The sequence below is a fragment of the Streptomyces sp. SM10 genome, assembly GCF_002910915.1.
Taxonomy (GTDB): Bacteria; Actinomycetota; Actinomycetes; order Streptomycetales; family Streptomycetaceae; genus Streptomyces.
In genome coordinates this window covers 60,574-79,145 of the sequence record NZ_NEUF01000173.1, presented here as the reverse complement: position 1 = coordinate 79,145, position 18,572 = coordinate 60,574, and the positions used below count along the sequence as shown (strand labels likewise).

Sequence of the window (18,572 nt, the reverse complement as noted above, 5' to 3'; positions counted from 1 at the left end):
GGGCGAGCCACTGCTCGTGCGCCTCCACGGCGGACTCGCGCGCGGCGGTCAGGACCGACGCGGCGCTCTCCTCCTGCGCGGCGAGGGCGTCGCGCCGGCGCGCCGCCTCCAGCCTCCTGCGCACGGGGACGAGCCGGCCGGCCAGCTGCTCGGCGTGGGTCGCCGCGTCCTGCCCCGCCTCGACGCCTTCCCGCAGGCTCCGGTGGGTGGCCTCCCATCCGGCCAGCCACTGCGCCGCTTCCTGGATCAGTTCGTCGTCGGAGCGGGACTGCCTCTCCAGACCGGCCCGTTCGGCGTCGATCTCCCTGCTGCGCCGTTCGGCGCGGCGCGCGGCGCCGAGTCCGCCGAGCTCCGCCCGGAGCGCTCGCTCCTTGCCGGCCAGCTGGTCGTAGCCCGCCTCGGCCAGTTCCGGGGGCAGTCCGGAGCGGGACCGCTCTCGGGCGCCGACGGCCGTGCGATGGGCCCGCTCCGCCTCGTCTCGCAGGTCGAGCGCCGGGGCGACCAGGTCCGCCTTGCGCGCGCGGGCCAGCTGTTCGTGGCAGCGGTCGCGTTCCGCGCGGCGGTCCTCCAGCCCGGCGGCGCGGCGCTGGGTCTCCTCGTACCGCTGCTGGAGCCGGGCGAGTTCACGCTCTGCCTCGAAGGCGTAATGGGCGACGGTGTTCCGCTCCTCGGCCCCGGCCAGGATGCAGCGGGCGATGTCGAGCCGCTCACCGGCTCCGCTGCGCGCGACGGCGGCCCACTGCAGGACGCCCTCCGCGAGACCGGGTTCGCCGGGCCGCTCCTCGGGCAGCACCACCTCGTCCGCCGCCGGGCCCGCCGCCTGCGCGAGGCGCTGGACCAGGGCGAGGATCTGCTCGTCACCGGCCTTGACCCGGGCCTCGGCCGCCCGCCGCAGCTCGGCGAGGCGCTCCTCGACCGCGGCGAAGCGACGGGTGTCGAAGAGCCGGCCGAGCAGCCTTCCGCGCGCCTCCGCGTCGGCACGGAGGAACCGTGCGAAGTCGCCCTGGGGCAACAGCACGACCTGGCAGAACTGCTCCCTGCTCATTCCGACGAGGCCGCCGATCTCCTCACCGATCTCCTGGTGGGAGCGGCTGAGCGCCTTCCAGCCGTGTTCGGGGTCGTACTCGCGCAGCAGACTCTGTGCCTTCTCCGTCGTGAAGCCGCCGCCTCTCTTCTTGGGGCGGGGCTGGGCGGGCCGCCTGGTCACTTCCAGGCGCCGTCCGCCGACGGTCAGCTCCAGGCACACCTCGGTCGGCAGGTCCACCTGTGCGTGGTCGCTGCGCAGCGAGGTGCCGGGGCTCTGCCGGGCGCCGGGCACCGCACCGTAGAGGCCGTAGCAGACGGCGTCGAGAACGGAGGTCTTGCCCGCGCCGGTCGGGCCGTGCAGCAGGAAGATCCCGGCGCGGGACAGTGCGTCGAAGTCGACTTCCTGCCTGTCCCCGAAGGGCCCGAAGGCGGTCAGCGTGAGTCTGTGCAGCCTCAACGGGACACCTCTTCGATCGCATCGTCGACCCGTACGTCGTCGAAGGCGGCGCGCAGGACCGTCCGCTCCTGTGCGCTGGGTCCGCTCCCACCGCGTACGTGGGCCACGAAGTCCTCCGCCACCTGCTGGTCGTCACGCCCCTTGAGCCGCTGAGCGTACGACGCGAGGGGGTCCAGGGGGGCGCGCTCGGGTTCGAAGACCAGGCTCAGGGTGTGCGGGAACCGCTCGAGCAGACGGGCCATCGGTTCGTCCGGCCGCGCCGGGTCGGTGAGGGTGGCTTCCACCCAGGATTCCTCGTGCCGTTCGAGAGCCGGGTCCGCGAGCAGTGTGCCGAGGCGTCCACGGAGCCGTGCGAGCGGGCGGGGGGACGGGCAGTCGACGCGTTCGGCGCGGAGCTCTCCCCCGGCGGCGATGTCGATCAGCCACATCGTCTTGCGGTGCGCATGCTCCGAAAAGGAGTACGCGAGCGGGGAGCCCGAGTAGCGCACGCGCTCGGTGACCCTCTGACAGCCGTGCAGATGGCCGAGGGCCACGTAGTCGACGCCGTCGAAGACTCCCGCGGGGACGGCCGCGACGCCGCCGACGGTGATGTCCCGCTCGCTGTCGCTCGGTTCGCCGCCCGCCACGAACGCGTGGGCGAGCACCACCGAGCGTGTGCCGTCGGGACGGGAGGCGAGATCGGACCGTACCCGGTCCATGGCTGCCGTGAGGACGGCTTCGTGCCCCGCCTTCGACGCGCCCAGACTGTCCCTGACGAGGGCGGGTTCCAGGTAGGGCAGTCCGTAGAACACCACGTCACCCTGTGCGTCGCTCAGCACGACCGGGGTGGCGCAGTCGGCCGGGTCGGTACGGAGGTGGATCCCCGCCCGCGCGATCAGTCCGGCGCCGACACCGAGCCTGCGCGGTGAGTCGTGGTTCCCGGAGATCATGACGGTCGGGACGTCGGCGTCGGCGAGCCGATGGAGCGCGTCGTCGAACAGCTGGACGGCGGAGAGCGGCGGCACGGCCCGGTCGTAGACGTCGCCGGCCACGACGACCGCCTCGACCTCGTGTTCCCGCACCGTCTCCACCAGGTGGTCGAGGAAGGCAGCCTGGGCATCGAGCATCGGGACGCGGTGGAACGACCGCCCCAGATGCCAGTCCGAGGTGTGCAGAATCCTCACGACATCACTCCGACGGTTCCGACCTGCATGTTCCACTTCCTCCGCCCCAGGACCGGCCCGGTCCGCCGCCCCGCCCGCCCCTGGTGGCCACGACCGGCCCGCCCACGCTAATGCCGCGCGGCCCCGGATCCCTCATCCGGCCCCGACGTCCCCGTACGCCTCGCCACCCAGTTCGAGCGTCGCGGAGCCGGCCGTGGCGTCCGCCAGCCAGGCCCTGAAGGCGTCGACCTCGGCGTCGGGCAGCCCGATCGCGAAGGTCACTGCCTCGGCGTAGGTCACGTCGTGGACGGCGGTACCGGTGGTACGCAGGTCGTTCTCCAGCCTGCCCGCCCGCTGGTGATCCACGGTGACGGTGGCGAGGCGGAAGCGCCGGCGCGTGGTCGTACCCAGCGCGTCCAGCGCCTCACCGACCGCTCCCCCGTACGCCCGGATCAGTCCGCCCGCGCCGAGCTTGACCCCGCCGAAGTAGCGGGTGACGACGGCGACGGCGTACCGCACCTCGCGCCGCATGAGCATCTGCAGCATGGGAACGCCGGCCGTGCCGCCTGGCTCTCCGTCGTCGCTCGCCTTCTGCACCGAGGCATCGGCGCCGATGACGTAGGCGAAGCAGTTGTGGTTGGCGGTGGGGTGCTCCTTGCGGACGCGCGCGACGAATTCCTGCGCCTCCTGCTCGGTGGCCGCCGGGGCCAGCGCGCAGAGGAACCGCGAACGGCTGACCTCGGTCTCGTGCACGCCCGCGCGGGCGACTGTCCGGTACTGCTCCTGCATCGGTCCACCTTATGTGCCGTTCCGACCGGCACGTTCACCCTCCCGTGGGGAATGGTGGGGCGGAGCCGTCCGTTGACGGGGCATGTACGCAGACGAAGAGACGGTACGCAGGATCCTCCAGGACACGGGCGACACCTGGGCGGTGGTCGGCCTGTCGAACAACCGCTCGCGTGCGGCCTACGGGGTGGCGGAGGTCCTCAGGCGCTTCGGCAAGAGGGTGGTGCCCGTCCATCCCAAGTCCGATCCGGTCCACGGCGAGCAGGGGTACGCCTCGCTCGCGGACATACCCTTCCCCGTCGATGTGGTGGATGTCTTCGTCAACAGCGAGCTGGCGGGCGGCGTCGCCGACGAGGCGGTGGCGGCCGGCGCGAAGGCGGTCTGGTTCCAGCTCGGAGTGGTCGACGAGGAGGCGTACGCGCGCACCCGCGCGGCGGGCCTCGCCATGGTGATGGACCGCTGCCCCGCGATCGAGATACCTCGCCTGGCCCCTCGCTCCTGACCGGTGTGGCGCCGGGCCGGCGCCCCTGGGCGGACGCCCGCCGAGGACCGGTGGCTTCCCGGCGCCGGCCCGGCGTCCACGCTTCCCACGTCGCCGTGCTCCGGACAGCGGCGCGGCCGAGCGTATCGACTCCCTGACCGTGCGAGTGCCGGTTACCCGCGTGACCGAGGCAGTACATCCGCTCCAGGCGGACCGGGCAGGGCTTTCTCACCGTCCGACCGGCGTCCGTGATGCGCTGACTCCGGGGCGACGCGTCCGTTCCGCCCCGGGGCGCGCGGTAAGGCGGCGAAGTCGGTCGGCGCATCGCAGGTCCCGCAGTCCGAGAGCCGAGAAGTCCCGCACCGAGGGCAGCAGCCGCTCGACGTGCGCCCCGGTCCGGGCGCACGGCGTGCTGCCCGACCGATGCGCACCTCTCGCCGTCCAGGTGCACCCCCCTGCCCGACGGGCACCCCCTGCTGTGCCCGACCGGCCGCCCCACTGCCGCTCCCGGCGCACCGGCCACCCCTCGTCGTGCAGCCGCACCGAGGGGCACTTTCACCTTGCACACTGCAGTTTAATTCAATACTAAAAAGCACCCACACGTAAGCCGGCAGCGGATAATCAGGCAGATCGATATCAAGCACCCCGGAGTCCGGCGGCCGAATACACCACCCCGCCACCATGATCACACATACTGAATAAGCCATTCCACTTTTCCGGTTTTCCGGCTCGATCGACACTGTCCGAAATTACCCTCGATAAAGATACGATCACGATGCAATCCTTCCGGTAGCCACTGCTCCGACACGAGGGGTAAGACTTGATCACCCCACCAGCCGAGATGAATCACCATTTCCCGAAACCGGCTCGACCGGCCGGACGGCGATGGAATCTCGCAGAGCTCTACATGAAGGATGAATATCAGTGAAATTCCAGAAGCGCGTGGCGTTGGCAGCAGCCGGAACCGCCCTGATCGCAGGGGGATTCAGCGCCCCCGCCCAGGCCGCCACGCCGCAAGCCGTTCAGGTCGCCGGCAGTTCTGTTCAGATTCGGGGGACCATCAAGTGCGCCCCTGAGAGCAAGGACTACACGGTGGGATCGAAGGTCGCACCGGTACGATCCGGCCCGCACGACCAGGCTTCTCAGATCGACGTCGTCTACCCCGGAAACCGAGTGCATGGTTACTACCACTGCATCAACGGTCAGAGCAAGATCTTCGTCTGTATCGGTGTCTGCAAGGTCGGCGAGAGCGGAATCTCGGGACGCTGGGTATTCCGTGGCCACCTGAGCTGAGTTTCATCTTCGTCCCTCTCGGCGGGCCGTCGGACCTTTCCGGCGGCCCGTTTCCGCTTTCTCTCGTTCGCGGGATTCCGGGCACGACGGACGGGTGAGGAGATTCCACCGATCGGTGCGGGGCGTTGTCACCGATACAGGCACCCCCTCAGCCACAGGACGCGTGTCACACCCGATCCGGACGGGGAGGATGTCTGCCATGACAGAGCATCCCCTCGGCGGGGACGATGTGGCCGACCACCTGGCCGAGCTCGGCGTGAAGCGGGGCGGTGTCCTTCTGGTGCACGCGTCGATGCGCAGGCTGGGAAGGGTCGAGGGAGGTGCCCGCACCGTCGTCGGCACCCTGCTCAGCATGCTCGGGCCCCAGGGCACTCTGGTGGTCCCCTCCTTCACCCCGGAGAATTCCGACACCTCGCGCCCCTACCTGGATCGCGTCCGGGACCTGGACGCCGAGGCCCGGAAGGCGCTCCGAGCGCGTATGCCGCCCTACGACCGGGACTCCCCCGCACCGGCCATGGGCCGTCTGTCCGAGACGGTGCGGCTGACTCCGGGGGCCGAGCGCAGCGACCACCCGCAGTCCTCCTTCAGCGCACTCGGGCCCGCGGCCGGGAAGCTGACGGCGGGCCATCGCCCCGACTGCCATCTGGGGGAGGATTCGCCGCTGGCCCGCCTGTACGAGTCCGACGCGCAGATCCTGCTGCTCGGGACGGGCTACAGCACCTGCACGGCCTTTCACCTCGCCGAGTACCGAGTCCCCGATCCGCCCAGGCGCAGCTACCGCTGCGTGGTGAGGGCGCACGGCCGGCCGCAGTGGTGGGAGTACGAGGACGTGGCGCTGGACGACAGCGATTTCGGGGTGCTGGGGCGTGACTTCGAGCGGTCGGGCCCCAGCGCGGCCCTACGCTCCGGCCGGGTGGGACGGGCACAAAGCCGTCTGGTCGGCCTCACGGCTGCCGTGGACTTCGCCGTGGGCTGGCTCGCGGACCACCGGCCGGCGCGCTCCTGAAGCGTCCGGTCGGACACCCGAACCGCCCCAGGCCGAGGCCGGCTGCCCCCGGGCCCAGGCCCAGCTGTCCCAGGCCCGGGGGGCGCATACCGCTCACGCCAACAGCCGCTGCGAACGGCTCACTTGCCCTCTCGCCGGACCGGCGGGATCGTCACCGCCATGGTCAGGTCGGCCGGCTCGGAGCCGTCGTTGCGGTAGCTGTGCGGCACGTGGGCCTCGAAGGTCGCGGAGGTTCCGGCGGGGATGACATGGGCCTCACCGTCGACGAGGAGGGTGAGTTCGCCCGCTGTGACGTGCAGCAGCTCCACCGTGCCTTCGGGGTGCGGATCGGAGGCGCTGCCCTCGCCGGGCATCAGATGCCAGGACCAGAGCTCGATGGGTCCCCGGGCCTCCGTCCCCACCAGCAGAGTGGTGTGGCTGCCCGCCTCCGTCGACCACATGCGCACCGCCTGACTCGCGGGGACCAGGCGCACCTGGGTTCCCTGCTCGTAGTCGAGCAGGGTGGTGATGCTGACGCCCAGCGCGTCGGCGAGCTTGACGGTGGTGCCGACACTCGGGTTGGTGCGGGCCTGTTCGATCTGGATGATCATGCCGCGACTGACCCCTGCCCTGGCCGCGAGAGCGTCCAGGGTGAAGCCGCGCTCGCCCCGCCAGCGCTTGAGGTTGCGGGCGAGCGACTGGGTCAGCTGATCGAGGTCAGACACATTCCGTCCAATATCCTGGATGACAGAGTCGAAAATACTGCACTACGGTGTGGTGCACCCACCCGATCACCGCACTGTACTGCGAGGCCCTTGATGACCGCACTGTTCGCCCTGGCCACCAGCCTGCTCTGGGGCTTGGCCGACTTCGGGGGCGGGCTGCTCACCAGGCGGACACCCGCGCTGACCGTGGTGGTCGTGTCCCAGTGCATCGCCGCAGCCGTACTCGGGGTCGTCGTGGTCGCGACCGGTGCCTGGAGCGAGGCCGGGGACCGGCTGTGGTTCGCGGTCGCCGCCGGAGCGGTCGGACCGGTCGCGATGCTGAGCTTCTACAAGGCACTGGCCCTCGGCCCGATGGGAGTGGTCTCCCCGCTCGGCTCCCTCGGGGTGGCGGTCCCGGTGGGTGTCGGCCTGATCGTCGGTGAGCACCCCGGGCTGCTCCAGTTCGGCGGCGTGGCGGTCGCCGTGGCCGGCGTCGTCCTGGCCGGAGGGCCGCAGTTGCGCGGTGCACCGGTCCAGCGCCGGGCGGTCGCGCTGACCCTGCTGGCCGCCTTCGGCTTCGGCGCGGTGATGACACTGATCGCGGAGGCCTCCACGACCGTGACCGGCCTCTTCCTCGCCCTGTTCGTCCAGCGCGTCACGAACATCGCGGTCGGTGGGACGGCCCTGTACGCCTCCGTGCGCCGCGGCGGGCGCGCGCTGCCCGAGGAAGGCGGAGCCGCCGTCGTACGGGCGGCGCTGCCGGCCCTGGCCTTCGTCGGACTGGCCGATGTCGCGGCCAACGGCACCTATGCGATCGCCGCTCAGTACGGTCCCGTCACCGTGGCCGCCGTCCTGGCGTCGCTGTATCCGGTGGTGACGGCGCTGGCGGCGCGAGGAGTCCTGGGCGAGCGGCTGCGCGGGATCCAGGCGGCGGGCGCGGGTCTGGCCCTGATCGGAACGGTTCTGCTGGCGACGGGCTGAGGCACCCCGCGGGGAGCCGGACCGCGAGAGCTCAGGCCCCCTCGACCGGCTCCTCCAGCAGCAGAGCCACCGCTGCCAGTTGCTCGGACGTCACCCCGTCCGGGATCGGCACCGGTGCCGGTGTCCGCAGAGGCGGCTGCCAGCCCTTCTCGGGATCCCAGCTGCGCACCACGCGCGCCGGTGCCCCGGCCACCACCGCGTGGTCGGCCACCTCTCCGCGTACGACGGCTCCCGCCGCGACCACGACGTTGCGGCCGAGCCTGGCCCCCGGAAGGATCACCGCTCCGGTGCCGATCCAGCACCCGGGGCCGATCACGACCGGTTCCATGCGCGGCCACTGCCTGCCGACGGGCTCGTGCGGGTCGTCGTAACTGTGGTTGGTCGAGGTGATGTAGACGTAGGGGCCGCAGTAGGTGTCCGAGCCGATCGACACCGAGGTGTCGGCGATGACGTGGCTCCCCCGGCCCAGCACCACACCGTCGCCCAGGGTCAGGATGGGCTCGGATCCGAGATCCAGATCAGGCATCAGTCCGGCTGTCAGGGTCACCTGTTCACCGATGATGCAGTGGTCGCCCAGCTCTATCCACGGCTCACCGAAGACCGTCCCCTGAGGGAAGGCGAGCCGGGTTCCCGCACCGATCCGGCCGAAGCGGAGCCGCCCGGGGTGCTGCGCGGTGACCGCCCCGGTCTCCTGCACCCAGGCCCAGGCGCGGTGGACGGCGTGAGACATGACACCGCGCCGCCGGCTGGCCAGCGCGGTGAACAGGTTCCGGATCTTCGGCACCCGCTCACGGTAGTCGGCGCGGGCGGGGCGGTCGGCGCTGCGCGCTGTGATGTTCACCCCACCCGCACGGACCGGTCGAACGGTCGCATACGGTTCGTGCGGAGCGGGGGCGCCCCGCGCACCACACCCCCACCGGAGGAGCAGGCGATGGCAGAGCAGGCATTGGTCACCGGCATCGGCGGCAAGGAGCCGGAGATCGATCCGGACGCCTTCCTCGCACCGACCTCCGTCGTCGTCGGCGAGGTGTCGATGGCCGCGGGCTCCAGCGTCTGGTACCAGGCTGTCCTGCGGGGCGACGGCGGCCCGATCTCCCTCGGACCGGACAGCAACATCCAGGACAACTGCAGCGTGCACACCGACCCCGGCTTCCCGCTCACGGTGGGTGCCAGGGTCTCGGTCGGCCACAACGCCGTGCTGCACGGCTGTGTGATCGAGGACGACGTCCTGGTGGGCATGGGCGCCACGGTGCTCAACGGCGCGCACATCGGAGCGGGTTCGCTGATCGCGGCGCAGGCTCTCGTGCCGCAGGGGATGCGGGTGCCGCCGGGCTCGCTCGTCGCCGGCGTACCCGCGAAGGTCAAGCGGGAGCTGACCGCCGAGGAGCGTGAGGGCATCGCCTTCAACGCGGCGGGCTACGTCGAGCTGGCCAAGGCGCACCGCGCGGCGCACCAGGAGGGCTGACCGGGCCTTCGACTGCGCCGGCGGGGCCTGCGCGGCCACGGTCGCGCCAGGAGATCAGTCGGCCGCGGGGACCGCGTCCGGCTCACGCGTCTGCACGGAGTCCTCCGCCTGCTCCGCCGCCTTCTTCGCCCGGTTCCTGACGACCAGCATCGAGATCACACCGATGAGCACGGCAGCCAGCAGGCCCAGCCACGAGAAGCGCTTGAGCCACGCCTCGGCGACGACTCCCACGGAGTAGATGACGGCGGTGGTGCCGCCGGCCCAGACGATCCCGCCGAGCACGTTGGCGATCAGGAACTTCCAGTACGGCATGCGCAGCACCCCGGCCAGGGGTCCCGCGAAGATGCGCAGGAGTGCGACGAAGCGGCCGAAGAAGACCGCCCACATGCCCCACTTCTCGAACGAGCGCTCCGCCAGCGCGATCTGGGGCGCCCCGAAGTGCTTGGGGAACTTCCCGCCGAGCCAGGCGAGCAGCGGGCGCCCGCCCTTGCGGCCGATGGCGTAGCCGATCGAGTCACCGATGATCGCTCCGGCCGACGCACAGGCTCCGAGCACCACGGGGTCGATCTCACCGTGCTGCGAGGCGAGGAGCGCCGAACTCACGAGTACGATCTCGCCCGGCAGCGGGATACCCAGACTCTCGAGTCCGATGACGACCCCCACCAGGAGGTAAATGCTGACCGCGGGTACGGTCTCGAGCCACTCCTGGACGTGCACGCCGGTCCCTCCCGTAAAAAAATCTTCCGCCGTGCACCACGAGGGGTGCACGGCGGGCAGCCTACCGGGCCGGACGGCCGCAAGCGCCGCCGCGGCCCGCGGGACGGAGGGGACCGGACGGGGAGGGGCGAAGGATCAGCGGTTCGGACGCAGCGTCCAGACGACGCTCATCTCGCTGGTCACGGCACCGTCCGCCCGCCGGATCTCCACGGCGACGGGGAACTCCGGGCGCTTGCCCTCGTCGAGTTCGGCGACGACCTCGGCCACCGGGCGGCCCAGGACCGCGGTCGCGGTGAGTTCGCCCATGGCCACCTTCTTGAAGGCCATCTCCGTGGTGACGGGCAGCGGGACGGCCCGCGTCATCTGGTCACCGAAGGCGGCGACGACGATCGCGCCGCTCGCCGACTCGGCGAGCGTGAACATCGCTCCGGCGTGGGGTCCCCCGAGGTGGTTGTGGTACTCGGCCCGGTCGGGCAGCGAGAGGACCGCGCGCTCCGCGGTCGTCTCCAGGTACTCGATGCCGAGAGTCCGGACCATCGGGACGCTCGCGGACAGGATGTCGCCGACTGTCATCTCTTCAGTGCTCATGGCGGCGATGTTACTAGCGAGTAGCAGTCCTTGACCATCCCCTCACAGGGGCGCCCGTAGCAGCGCACGCCCGGCCCCTCTATGGTTACTGGCCATGTGGCCAGGACAGCAGCCGCCCGGGGGCGAGCAGAACCCGCAGGACCAGAACCAGAATCCGTACCAGCAGCCGGGGTACCAACAGCCCAACCCGTATCAGCAGCCGGGATACCAGCAGCCCAACCCGTACCAGCAGCCCACCGCACCGCAGTACGCCGTGCCGGGCGGGCCGGGCGGACCTCAGCAGGACGACAGGAAGAAGACGACGATCGTCGCCGTCGTCGCGGCCACGGCGGTCGTCGTCGCGGCCGTCGTCACCGGCGTCGTCGTGATGAACAAGAAGGACGACAAGGGCGGCTCGAGCGTGGCCGACGGCAAGTCGTCCTCCTCACCGTCCGCGAAGGCGTCCGACACCGCCTCCTCCCCCGCGGCGAACCCGCGGGGCGGCGAGGACGCCGCCCCGACGGTTCCCGGCTGGAAGGTCGTGACCAATCCCAAGTGGGGCACGCAGTTCGACGTGCCCGGCGACTGGGAGGTCTCGGGCTCAGGAGTGGCCTCCGGCTTCGGGGACGTCAAGGATCCCATGGGAGCGCCGCTCGTCACCTTCTCCGCACCCGCCCACTACAAGAGCAAGTGGTGCGTCGACGACACCGACAAGGACGGCGTCAAGGAGGAGACCGGGCTGGCCAGCGTCGGCACCAAGGGTGCCCAGGGCGCCAAGAGCACCGACGAGGCCGCCACGAACGAGGCGGGCACCTGGGTGTGGGCCGCGTACGCGCAGAAGGATTCGAAGGACAAGGTCAAGGTCGGCAAACCCAGCCAGTACACCACCAAGTCCGGTGTCACCGGCAGCGTGGTGACGGCGACCGCGACCGGGCTCGCGAACAAGAACAAGTGCGACACGGACGGCAAGTCGATCGCGTTCACCTTCAAGAACGGCAAGGGCGAGTTCTCGACCTGGGTCCTCCACGCGAACGCGGGGATCGACGACGAGCTCCCGGACTCCACCATCCAGAAGATCCTCAGCACGGTGCGCCTCGCCGAGGGCACGGAGAGCGCCTCCTGAGCCTGCGGCGCACGCGCCCCGAGCCGTCCATTTGGCGGGAGGGGGCTCCGGCGGGGATAGTCCCCTGGTGACTTCCGCCCCCGTCTCCCCCTCCCGCGGCCGCCGCTCCCTTCCGGGGGGCCGCAATTTCGGTCTGCTGACCGCCGCCGCGATCATCACCGGGCTGGGTGCCAACGGTGCACTGATCGCGGCGGCCTTCGCCGTCCTGGAGTCGGGCGGCGACGCCGCCGACGTCGGCCTGGTGGCCGCCGCTCGTACGGCGCCCCTGGTCCTCTTCCTCCTGATCGGCGGCGCGGTCGCGGACCGGCTGCCGCGCCACCGCGTGATGGTGGCCGCGAACACGCTCAACTGCCTCTCGCAGGCCGTGTTCGCCTGGCTGGTCCTGACCGGCTCCGCCGAGCTGTGGCACATGATGGTGCTGACGGCACTCTGCGGTACCGGGCAGGCCTTCTTCGGACCGGCCTCCGAGGGCATGCTGATGTCCAGCGTCGACGGGGAGCGGGCGGCCCGCGCCTTCGCCCTCTTCCGGATGTCCATGCACGGCGCGGCCATCGGCGGCGCGGCACTCGGCGGCGCCATGATCGCGGCCATGAACCCCGGCTGGGTGCTGGCCGTCGACGCGGCGGCCTTCGCCGTCGCCGGTTCGCTCCGCGCCTTCCTCGACGTGAGCCACATCCCCACGCGCGTGCCGGGCGGCGGGCTGTTGGCCGATCTCCGCGAGGGCTGGCAGGAGGTCGTCACACGACCCTGGCTCTGGGCCGTCGTGCTCCAGTTCTCCGTGGTCGTGGCGGTCGTCGGTGCCGCCGAGGCGGTGTACGGGCCGTTGGTGGCGCGGGACGAGCTCGGAGGCGCACGCCCCTGGGGATTCGCCCTGGCGGCGTTCGGGGTCGGCACCCTGGGCGGGGCGCTGCTGATGATGCGCTGGAAGCCCCGGCGGCTGCTGCTGGCCGGGACGCTCTGCGTGTTCCCGCTGGCCCTGCCGTCCGCCGGTCTCGCGATCCCGCTGCCGGTGGCCGGTCTCTGCGCGGTGATGTTCGTGACCGGGGTCGCCATCGAGGTGTTCGGCGTCTCCTGGATGACCGCCCTGCACCAGGAGATCCCGGAGGAGAAGCTGTCCCGGGTCGCGGCGTACGACTGGTTCGGCTCGGTCGCGATGGTGCCGCTGGCCACGGCGGCGGCCGGACCGGTGGAGACGCTCGTCGGCCGCAGCACGGCCCTCTGGGGCTGTGCCGCGCTGATCGTGCTGGTCACGGGGGGTGTGCTGCTCGTCCCGGACGTACGGAACCTGACGCGCCGGAGCGAGGTGAAGAAGATCAGCCTCCCGGAGCCGGCCCGTGGGTCAGCCGATGCCGAAGGCGCCGTCGGGGGGCTCGGGTGAGGCCACGGCCTCGCTGTCCCGCACCGGCTTGGCACCACCGATGAACCGGGTCAGCGCCGCACCGTGCTCGACACGGGCGGGGAACACGTCGGCGGCGCACAGCCGGGTGAGCGGCGCGAGGTCCAGGGGGACGCGGGAGGCCAGCAGCACGGCGTTGCCGAAGCGTCTGCCGCGCAGGACGGCCGGCTCGGCGATGAGGGCGAGCTCGTCGAAGACGGCGGCGAAGTTGGCGAGTTGCGACCGCAGGAAGGTGAAGGGCGCGCCGTCGGCCAGATTCGCCGCGTAGAGGCCGTCCGCCCGCAGGACCCGTCCGGCGGCCAGTGCGTACTCGACGGAGGTCAGGTGCGCCGGCACCCGCGCCCCGCCGAAGACGTCGGCGATCAGGAGGTCGGCCGAATCCCGCGGCGCCTCTTCGAGCCACCGGCGGGCATCGGTGCCGTGCACGGTGACACCGGCTCCCTGCGGCAGCGGGAGATGCTCGCGGACCAGCTCGACGAGTCCCCCGTCCGCCTCCGCCACGTCCTGCCGCGAGCCGGGGCGGGTCGCCGCGACGTAGCGCGGCAGTGTGAGCGCGCCTCCGCCGAGGTGCACCGCGTCCAGCGGATCCCCCGGGACGCCGGCCCGGTCCACCACGTGGCCGAGCCGGCGTACGTACTCGAATTCGAGGTGCTCCGGCTCGTCGAGATCGACGTACGACTGCGGGGCCCCGTCGACCGTGAGCAGCCAGGCCCGGTCCCGGTCCACGTCGGGCAGCAGCCTGGCGGTGCCGCAGTCGGTGTCGCGGATGACGGGTATCGGCTCGTTCACTCCCCCATTGTGACGGGCGTTCGGCCCTCGTCCCGCCCGGTCAGCCGTTCCAGACGGCGGCGACCGCCTCGGTGTGCGCCACGGACTGGGCGAGTCCTGCCCTGGCTGCCGCGGCGCGGCGTGCGGGGTCCAGAGAGTTGCGGCCGATGGCCTTCCTGGTGCCGGCGTCCGGGGTGATGACCTCGACACGGGCGCCGGCGGCCTCCAGTTCGGCGGCCTGGGCGCGCGCCGAGACGATCACCTTGTTGCCGGTGGCGGTGGGCGCGATGACGATGACGCGCTCGTGGCCCGCGGCGAGCTGGGCGTTGGCCGGGGAGTGGACGCCCCCGTCGATCCAGCTCCCGCCCCCGACACGGACGACGGGCCAGACCATGGGGACCGCGCAGCTGGCGGTGACGGCGTCGGCGAGCGGGACCGTACCCGTCCGGTCGAAGGTGTGCAGCGCGCCGGTGGAGGCGTCCACGGCCGCGACCAGCAGGTGGCGTTGCGGCCATTGTGCCGACGGGAGACGGCTCGCGATCATCTCGCGGCGTTCGGCCGCGGTGGTGGCGGGCCGGCTGTCCCGGGCCAGGGCGCCCAGCCTGCGGCCGTAGTCGTCGGGCGTACGGGAGGAGAGCGCCGCTCTCGCGTAGCGGAGGATGGTGACGGGGCCGAGCCGGCCGGCCGCTCCCTTGTCGTCCTCCGGGTCGGCGAGCTGGCGTTCGTAGAGGTCCCCGACGGCGACGAGTCCCGAGGCGAGCTGCGCCCCGACGACGGCGCCCGCCGAACTCCCGACGATCAGGTCGGCGGTGGAGAGGTCGACCCCCGCCTTGGCGAGCCCGTGCAGGATGCCGGTTTCCCAAGCGGTGCCGGTGACTCCTCCGGCACCCAGGACGAGTGCTGTGTGTGCCATGGGCCCCAGTCTGCCGCAGAAGGCGCTGCCCGCCTTCCCGGGGGCCGGGAAGGCGGGCAGCGCGAGGGCCGTTCAGAGCAGGCCGGTCACCGTCCCGGCGCCGACCGTGCGGCCGCCCTCGCGGATCGCGAAGCCGAGGCCGGACTCCAGCGGGACGTCGCGGCCCAGCTCGACGGTCATGGTGACTGTCTCTCCGGGCCGCGCCACGGCCACCTCACCGAGGTCCACGTCCCCGACGACGTCCGCCGTACGGATGTAGAACTGCGGCCGGTACCCGGTGGCCACCGCCGTGGTGCGGCCCCCCTCCTTCGCCGACAGGACGTACACCTGCGCGGTGAAGCGGCGGCTCGGGGTGACGCTGCCGGGCGCCGCCACCACATGGCCGCGCCGGACCCGGTCGCGCTCGACCCCGCGCAGCAGCAGCGCGACGTTGTCGCCGGCCTCCGCGGACTCCATCGGCTTGCCGAAGGTCTCCAGCCCGGTGACGACCGTCTCGACGTCCGCGCCGAGCACCGACACACGGTCCCCGACACGCACCGTGCCGCGCTCCACGGCCCCGGTGACGACGGTGCCGCGTCCCGTGATCGTGAGCACGTTCTCCACGGACAGGAGGAACGGCGCGTCGGTGTAGCGCACCGGCATCGGTACGTACGTGTCGACGGCGTCCAGCAGCCCCTCGACGGACGCCGTCCACCGTGGGTCCCCTTGCAGCGCGCCGAGCCCCGACACCCGTACGACGGGCACGGTGTCCCCGCCGTAGCCGTGCGCGGAGAGCAGCTCGCGGACCTCCAGCTCGACCAGGTCGGTCAGCTCGGGGTCACCCGCGTCGGCCTTGTTGAGGGCGACGACGATGTGGTCGACGCCGACCTGACGGGCCAGCAGGACGTGCTCCGCGGTCTGCGGCATGATGCCGTCGAGCGCGGACACGACGAGGATCGCCCCGTCGAGCTGCGCCGCCCCGGTGACCATGTTCTTGATGTAGTCGGCGTGTCCGGGCATGTCGACGTGCGCGTAGTGCCGGGTGTCGGTCTCGTACTCGACGTGCGCGATGTTGATGGTGATGCCGCGCTGCGCCTCCTCGGGGGCCCGGTCGATCCGGTCGAACGGCACGAAGGCGCCGGTCCCGCGCTCGCTGAGCACCTTGGTGATGGCGGCGGTCAGGGTGGTCTTGCCGTGGTCGACGTGGCCCATGGTGCCGATGTTCAGGTGCGGCTTGGTGCGCACGTATGCCGTCTTGGGCATGGCTCGATCCTTGGTGTTCGAAGCTGAGAGAGAAGACCCCAGGGCCCGGCCGACCCTCCCCTTGCGGGGTCCGCCGGACTGTCGGGGGAGGGTCAGCTTCGGGCGCCGCCGAAGGGCGCTGCGGCAGCGGTGAACGCTGCGTCGGTCGCTGCTGCTGTCAGGGCCGCAGCAGGGCTCACGGCAGCCTTCGGCGTGTCCGCGACTGCGGACTGCGCTGCGAGGAAGACGTACCGGAACATGCCCCTGAGCATGCCGGAGCGGCCCTGCGGCGTCGAATGGATTTCTCCGCGGCGAACAACAGCGAGCCGTGGCAGCGGCCGGGCCCCACAGGCGGGGGCTGGCCGGGGGTCAGCCCCCGCTGACACCGTCGGGCACCTCGGTCCTGCCGAAGCCCGGGCCCTGGACCGGGATCCATGTCCTCGAACCGGACGCCGAAAGGTCCCGGGTGTGTCTGCGGGTGTTCCGAGTCAGGACCGCCGGCACATCGCCGCCGGACCGGACTCCGCCGAACCCGCACCGGCACGCCCGTTGAGTCACCAACTGCGCCGCCGGGATGGCGGCTGACCGTGTCGGGGCGCGATGCGTGAATCGTCACCGTCGCTCGCACATTACGGCGATCACACACACGTTTCGGTTACGCTCCCCAGATGTTCGACCCCGTCCCCGCAACACGGCCCTCCGGTGGCCTCGCAGTGCGCTGTACGAGGGCGCTGCTCTCCCCCTGGTCCCGGTTCTCCCTGCTCGTGGCGGTGCTGCTGGCCGCCGCCGTCACCATGCTGCAGTTCGAACCACAGCGGCTGCTGGCCTCCGGCTGGCCACCGCAACTCACGGGTTCCGCCGCGGCGATGCTGTTCGGGCTCGCCTACGGCGTGTGCACCGTGGCCTTCGTCCCCCGCCCGATCCTCAACCTGGCGGCCGGTGCGCTGTTCGGTGCCCAGGCCGGGCTCGCGGCCGCGCTGGCGGGCACCGTGCTCGGCGCCGGTGTCTCCTTCCTGCTGGGCAGGGTCCTGGGGCAGGACGCGCTCCGGACGCTGGTACGCGGCAAGTACCTGAAGGCCGCGGACGGACTGCTCAGCCGGCACGGGTTCAGGTCGATGCTCGCGCTGAGGCTCTTCCCCGGGGTGCCGTTCGCCGCGGCGAACTACTGTGCGGCGACCTCCCGCATGGGCTACCCGCCGTTCCTGCTGGCCACCGGGCTCGGATCGATCCCGAACACGGCCGCGTACGTCATCGCGGGCAGCACCGCCTCGTCGCCGACCTCGCCGGTCTTCCTGGCGGCGATGGGCTTCATCGTCCTGTCCGGCGCGTGCGCGGCGCTCGTCGCGTGGCGCAGGCGACACCGGCTGGGCGGGGCGGGCGGCACGGCCCCGGCGGAGGCGGGCGGCGCAGCGTAGCCAGGGGCAGTCGGGAGTCCGTTCACCCGCAGGCGATACGCTGCCCGGAACCGACAGAGGATGTCCGGGGCCGTGGCGTCCCGTCCCCCTTTCTGACCGCATCCGCACGCCGCCGACGGCCTTCGCGTCCGTCGGCCGTTGCATGAGTACCTCCGGGATGGCCTAAGCCCCATGAGCTGGTTCGAATCATTCGTCCTGGGCCTCGTTCAGGGACTGACCGAGTTCCTGCCGATCTCCTCCAGCGCGCATCTGCGCCTGACCGCGGCGTTCGCGGGCTGGCACGACCCGGGAGCCGCGTTCACCGCGATCACCCAGATCGGGACGGAGGCCGCGGTCCTCATCTACTTCCGCAAGGACATCGCCCGGATCCTCTCGGCCTGGTTCCGGTCGCTGACCAATTCCTCGATGCGCAGCGACCACGACGCCCAGATGGGCTGGCTGGTCATCATCGGTTCGCTTCCGATCGGCGTCCTCGGTCTGGCCTTCAAGGACCAGATCGAGGGTCCCTTCCGCGATCTCCGTCTGATCGCGACGACGCTGATCGTGCTCGGGATCGTCCTCGGCGTCGCGGACCGGCTCGCGGCCCGTGACGAGACCGGCGGGAAGCACCGGGCGTTCAAGGAGCGCAAGTCGCTGAGGGAACTGGGTGTCCGGGACGGTCTGATCTTCGGGTTCTGCCAGGCGATGGCGCTGGTCCCGGGTGTCTCGCGCTCCGGCGCGACGATCAGCGGTGGTCTGTTCATGGGCTACACCCGTGAGGCGGCGGCCCGCTACTCCTTCCTCCTGGCGATTCCCGCGGTGCTGGCCTCGGGTGTGTTCGAGCTGAAGGACGCGGGCGAGGGGCACGTCTCCTGGGGGCCGACGATCTTCGCGACCGTCATCGCCTTCGTGGTCGGCTATGCGGTCATCGCGTGGTTCATGAAGTTCATCACGACCAAGAGCTTCATGCCGTTCGTCATCTACCGCGTGCTCCTGGGCCTCCTGCTGTTCGTCCTGATCGGGGCCGGTGTGCTGAGCCCTCACGCGGGCGAGTCCGCCGGCTGAGTACGGCGCCGCCGCCCCTGACTCCCGGACCGTCCAGGTCCGGGAGTCAGTCATTTCGCCGATGACGTGCGGGCCCGGGGGCGGGAGG

At 71.6% G+C, this 18,572-nt stretch carries 19 protein-coding genes and 1 pseudogene; 9 read left to right on the top strand and 11 right to left on the bottom strand.

Annotated elements, in window-relative coordinates:
- The 3 genes and pseudogenes from B9S57_RS35950 to B9S57_RS28010 all read right to left on the bottom strand — a co-directional run.
- Positions 1–1,462: pseudogene (locus B9S57_RS35950) on the bottom strand (AAA family ATPase); the annotation flags it as partial.
- A gap of 17 nt (positions 1,463–1,479) precedes the next feature.
- Positions 1,480–2,646, bottom strand: a complete 1,167-nt coding sequence (locus B9S57_RS28015) for an exonuclease SbcCD subunit D (protein WP_103759971.1) — start codon at positions 2,644–2,646, stop codon at positions 1,480–1,482.
- Positions 2,647–2,778: 132 nt separating this feature from the next.
- Positions 2,779–3,414, bottom strand: a complete 636-nt coding sequence (locus B9S57_RS28010) for a YigZ family protein (RefSeq protein ID WP_103759970.1) — start codon at positions 3,412–3,414, stop codon at positions 2,779–2,781.
- A gap of 82 nt (positions 3,415–3,496) precedes the next feature.
- Between B9S57_RS28010 and B9S57_RS28005 the strand changes: the two genes are divergently transcribed.
- The 3 genes from B9S57_RS28005 to B9S57_RS27995 all read left to right on the top strand — a co-directional run bounded on the left by B9S57_RS28005 (position 3,497) and on the right by B9S57_RS27995 (position 6,191).
- Positions 3,497–3,913: a CoA-binding protein gene (locus B9S57_RS28005; RefSeq protein ID WP_103759969.1), complete on the top strand. Its 417-nt coding sequence runs from the start codon at positions 3,497–3,499 to the stop codon at positions 3,911–3,913.
- Between the two features lie 903 nt (positions 3,914–4,816).
- A complete protein-coding gene (locus B9S57_RS34285; RefSeq protein ID WP_146057823.1) occupies positions 4,817–5,185 on the top strand; it encodes a hypothetical protein in 369 nt (122 codons plus the stop codon).
- A gap of 199 nt (positions 5,186–5,384) precedes the next feature.
- A complete protein-coding gene (locus B9S57_RS27995; protein ID WP_103759967.1) occupies positions 5,385–6,191 on the top strand; it encodes an aminoglycoside N(3)-acetyltransferase in 807 nt (268 codons plus the stop codon).
- A 119-nt stretch (positions 6,192–6,310) separates the two neighbouring features.
- On the opposite strand, the gene B9S57_RS27990 is transcribed toward B9S57_RS27995, so the two are convergent.
- Positions 6,311–6,895: a helix-turn-helix domain-containing protein gene (locus B9S57_RS27990; RefSeq protein ID WP_103759966.1), complete on the bottom strand. Its 585-nt coding sequence runs from the start codon at positions 6,893–6,895 to the stop codon at positions 6,311–6,313.
- 93 nt (positions 6,896–6,988) lie between these two features.
- Here B9S57_RS27990 and B9S57_RS27985 point away from each other — a divergent pair, with 93 nt between their 5' ends.
- Positions 6,989–7,855, top strand: a complete 867-nt coding sequence (locus B9S57_RS27985; protein WP_103759965.1) for a DMT family transporter — start codon at positions 6,989–6,991, stop codon at positions 7,853–7,855.
- Positions 7,856–7,886: 31 nt separating this feature from the next.
- Here the strand turns inward: B9S57_RS27985 and B9S57_RS27980 are convergent, their stop codons facing one another.
- Positions 7,887–8,639, bottom strand: a complete 753-nt coding sequence (locus B9S57_RS27980; protein ID WP_103760082.1) for an acyltransferase — start codon at positions 8,637–8,639, stop codon at positions 7,887–7,889.
- Between the two features lie 147 nt (positions 8,640–8,786).
- On the opposite strand from B9S57_RS27980, the gene B9S57_RS27975 reads away from it, so the two are divergent.
- Positions 8,787–9,320: a gamma carbonic anhydrase family protein gene (locus B9S57_RS27975; protein WP_103759964.1), complete on the top strand. Its 534-nt coding sequence runs from the start codon at positions 8,787–8,789 to the stop codon at positions 9,318–9,320.
- Positions 9,321–9,374: 54 nt separating this feature from the next.
- Here the strand turns inward: B9S57_RS27975 and B9S57_RS27970 are convergent, their stop codons facing one another.
- Together B9S57_RS27970 and B9S57_RS27965 are read right to left on the bottom strand one after the other, a co-directional pair.
- Positions 9,375–10,037, bottom strand: coding sequence for a DedA family protein (locus tag B9S57_RS27970; RefSeq protein ID WP_103759963.1), 663 nt, complete (start codon positions 10,035–10,037; stop codon positions 9,375–9,377).
- Between the two features lie 135 nt (positions 10,038–10,172).
- On the bottom strand, positions 10,173–10,610 hold the full coding sequence (locus B9S57_RS27965; protein ID WP_103759962.1) for a DUF4442 domain-containing protein: 438 nt from the start codon (positions 10,608–10,610) through the stop codon (positions 10,173–10,175).
- 109 nt (positions 10,611–10,719) lie between these two features.
- Here B9S57_RS27965 and B9S57_RS27960 point away from each other — a divergent pair, with 109 nt between their 5' ends.
- Both B9S57_RS27960 and B9S57_RS27955 read left to right on the top strand, forming a co-directional pair.
- Entirely contained in the window at positions 10,720–11,727 is a 1,008-nt protein-coding gene (locus tag B9S57_RS27960; RefSeq protein WP_103759961.1) for a hypothetical protein, read from the top strand.
- A gap of 67 nt (positions 11,728–11,794) precedes the next feature.
- Entirely contained in the window at positions 11,795–13,105 is a 1,311-nt protein-coding gene (locus tag B9S57_RS27955; RefSeq protein ID WP_103759960.1) for an MFS transporter, read from the top strand.
- On the opposite strand, the gene B9S57_RS27950 is transcribed toward B9S57_RS27955, so the two are convergent.
- The 4 genes from B9S57_RS27950 to B9S57_RS34730 all read right to left on the bottom strand — a co-directional run bounded on the left by B9S57_RS27950 (position 13,067) and on the right by B9S57_RS34730 (position 16,285).
- Complete coding sequence (locus tag B9S57_RS27950; protein ID WP_103759959.1) at positions 13,067–13,912, bottom strand: spermidine synthase; 846 nt, start codon at positions 13,910–13,912, stop codon at positions 13,067–13,069. The genes B9S57_RS27955 and B9S57_RS27950 overlap by 39 nt on opposite strands.
- Before the next feature lie 40 nt (positions 13,913–13,952).
- Positions 13,953–14,804 (bottom strand): patatin-like phospholipase family protein, encoded by an 852-nt coding sequence (locus B9S57_RS27945; RefSeq protein ID WP_103759958.1) that lies wholly within the window; start codon positions 14,802–14,804, stop codon positions 13,953–13,955.
- A gap of 72 nt (positions 14,805–14,876) precedes the next feature.
- A complete protein-coding gene (tuf, locus tag B9S57_RS27940; protein WP_103759957.1) occupies positions 14,877–16,046 on the bottom strand; it encodes an elongation factor Tu in 1,170 nt (389 codons plus the stop codon).
- Positions 16,047–16,138: 92 nt separating this feature from the next.
- A complete protein-coding gene (locus B9S57_RS34730; RefSeq protein WP_181011504.1) occupies positions 16,139–16,285 on the bottom strand; it encodes a hypothetical protein in 147 nt (48 codons plus the stop codon).
- Positions 16,286–16,693: 408 nt separating this feature from the next.
- Here B9S57_RS34730 and B9S57_RS27935 point away from each other — a divergent pair, with 408 nt between their 5' ends.
- A complete protein-coding gene (locus B9S57_RS27935; protein ID WP_103759956.1) occupies positions 16,694–17,440 on the top strand; it encodes a TVP38/TMEM64 family protein in 747 nt (248 codons plus the stop codon).
- A 171-nt stretch (positions 17,441–17,611) separates the two neighbouring features.
- Positions 17,612–18,484: an undecaprenyl-diphosphate phosphatase gene (locus tag B9S57_RS27930; protein WP_103759955.1), complete on the top strand. Its 873-nt coding sequence runs from the start codon at positions 17,612–17,614 to the stop codon at positions 18,482–18,484.
- Positions 18,485–18,572: the final 88 nt, after the last annotated feature.

Bases quoted from the DNA above. Each gene is read 5' to 3' on its own strand.
- B9S57_RS27935 (WP_103759956.1), top strand. From the start codon at position 16,694: ATGTTCGACCCCGTCCCCGCAACACGGCCCTCCGGTGGCCTCGCAGTG.
- B9S57_RS28005 (WP_103759969.1), top strand. From the start codon at position 3,497: ATGTACGCAGACGAAGAGACGGTACGCAGGATCCTCCAGGACACGGGC.
- B9S57_RS27985 (WP_103759965.1), top strand. From the start codon at position 6,989: ATGACCGCACTGTTCGCCCTGGCCACCAGCCTGCTCTGGGGCTTGGCC.
- B9S57_RS27995 (WP_103759967.1), top strand. From the start codon at position 5,385: ATGACAGAGCATCCCCTCGGCGGGGACGATGTGGCCGACCACCTGGCC.
- B9S57_RS27965 (WP_103759962.1), bottom strand. From the start codon at position 10,610: ATGACAGTCGGCGACATCCTGTCCGCGAGCGTCCCGATGGTCCGGACT.
- B9S57_RS28010 (WP_103759970.1), bottom strand. From the start codon at position 3,414: ATGCAGGAGCAGTACCGGACAGTCGCCCGCGCGGGCGTGCACGAGACC.
- B9S57_RS34730 (WP_181011504.1), bottom strand. From the start codon at position 16,285: ATGTTCCGGTACGTCTTCCTCGCAGCGCAGTCCGCAGTCGCGGACACG.
- B9S57_RS27975 (WP_103759964.1), top strand. From the start codon at position 8,787: ATGGCAGAGCAGGCATTGGTCACCGGCATCGGCGGCAAGGAGCCGGAG.
- B9S57_RS27960 (WP_103759961.1), top strand. From the start codon at position 10,720: ATGTGGCCAGGACAGCAGCCGCCCGGGGGCGAGCAGAACCCGCAGGAC.
- tuf (WP_103759957.1), bottom strand. From the start codon at position 16,046: ATGCCCAAGACGGCATACGTGCGCACCAAGCCGCACCTGAACATCGGC.
- B9S57_RS27945 (WP_103759958.1), bottom strand. From the start codon at position 14,804: ATGGCACACACAGCACTCGTCCTGGGTGCCGGAGGAGTCACCGGCACC.
- B9S57_RS27930 (WP_103759955.1), top strand. From the start codon at position 17,612: ATGAGCTGGTTCGAATCATTCGTCCTGGGCCTCGTTCAGGGACTGACC.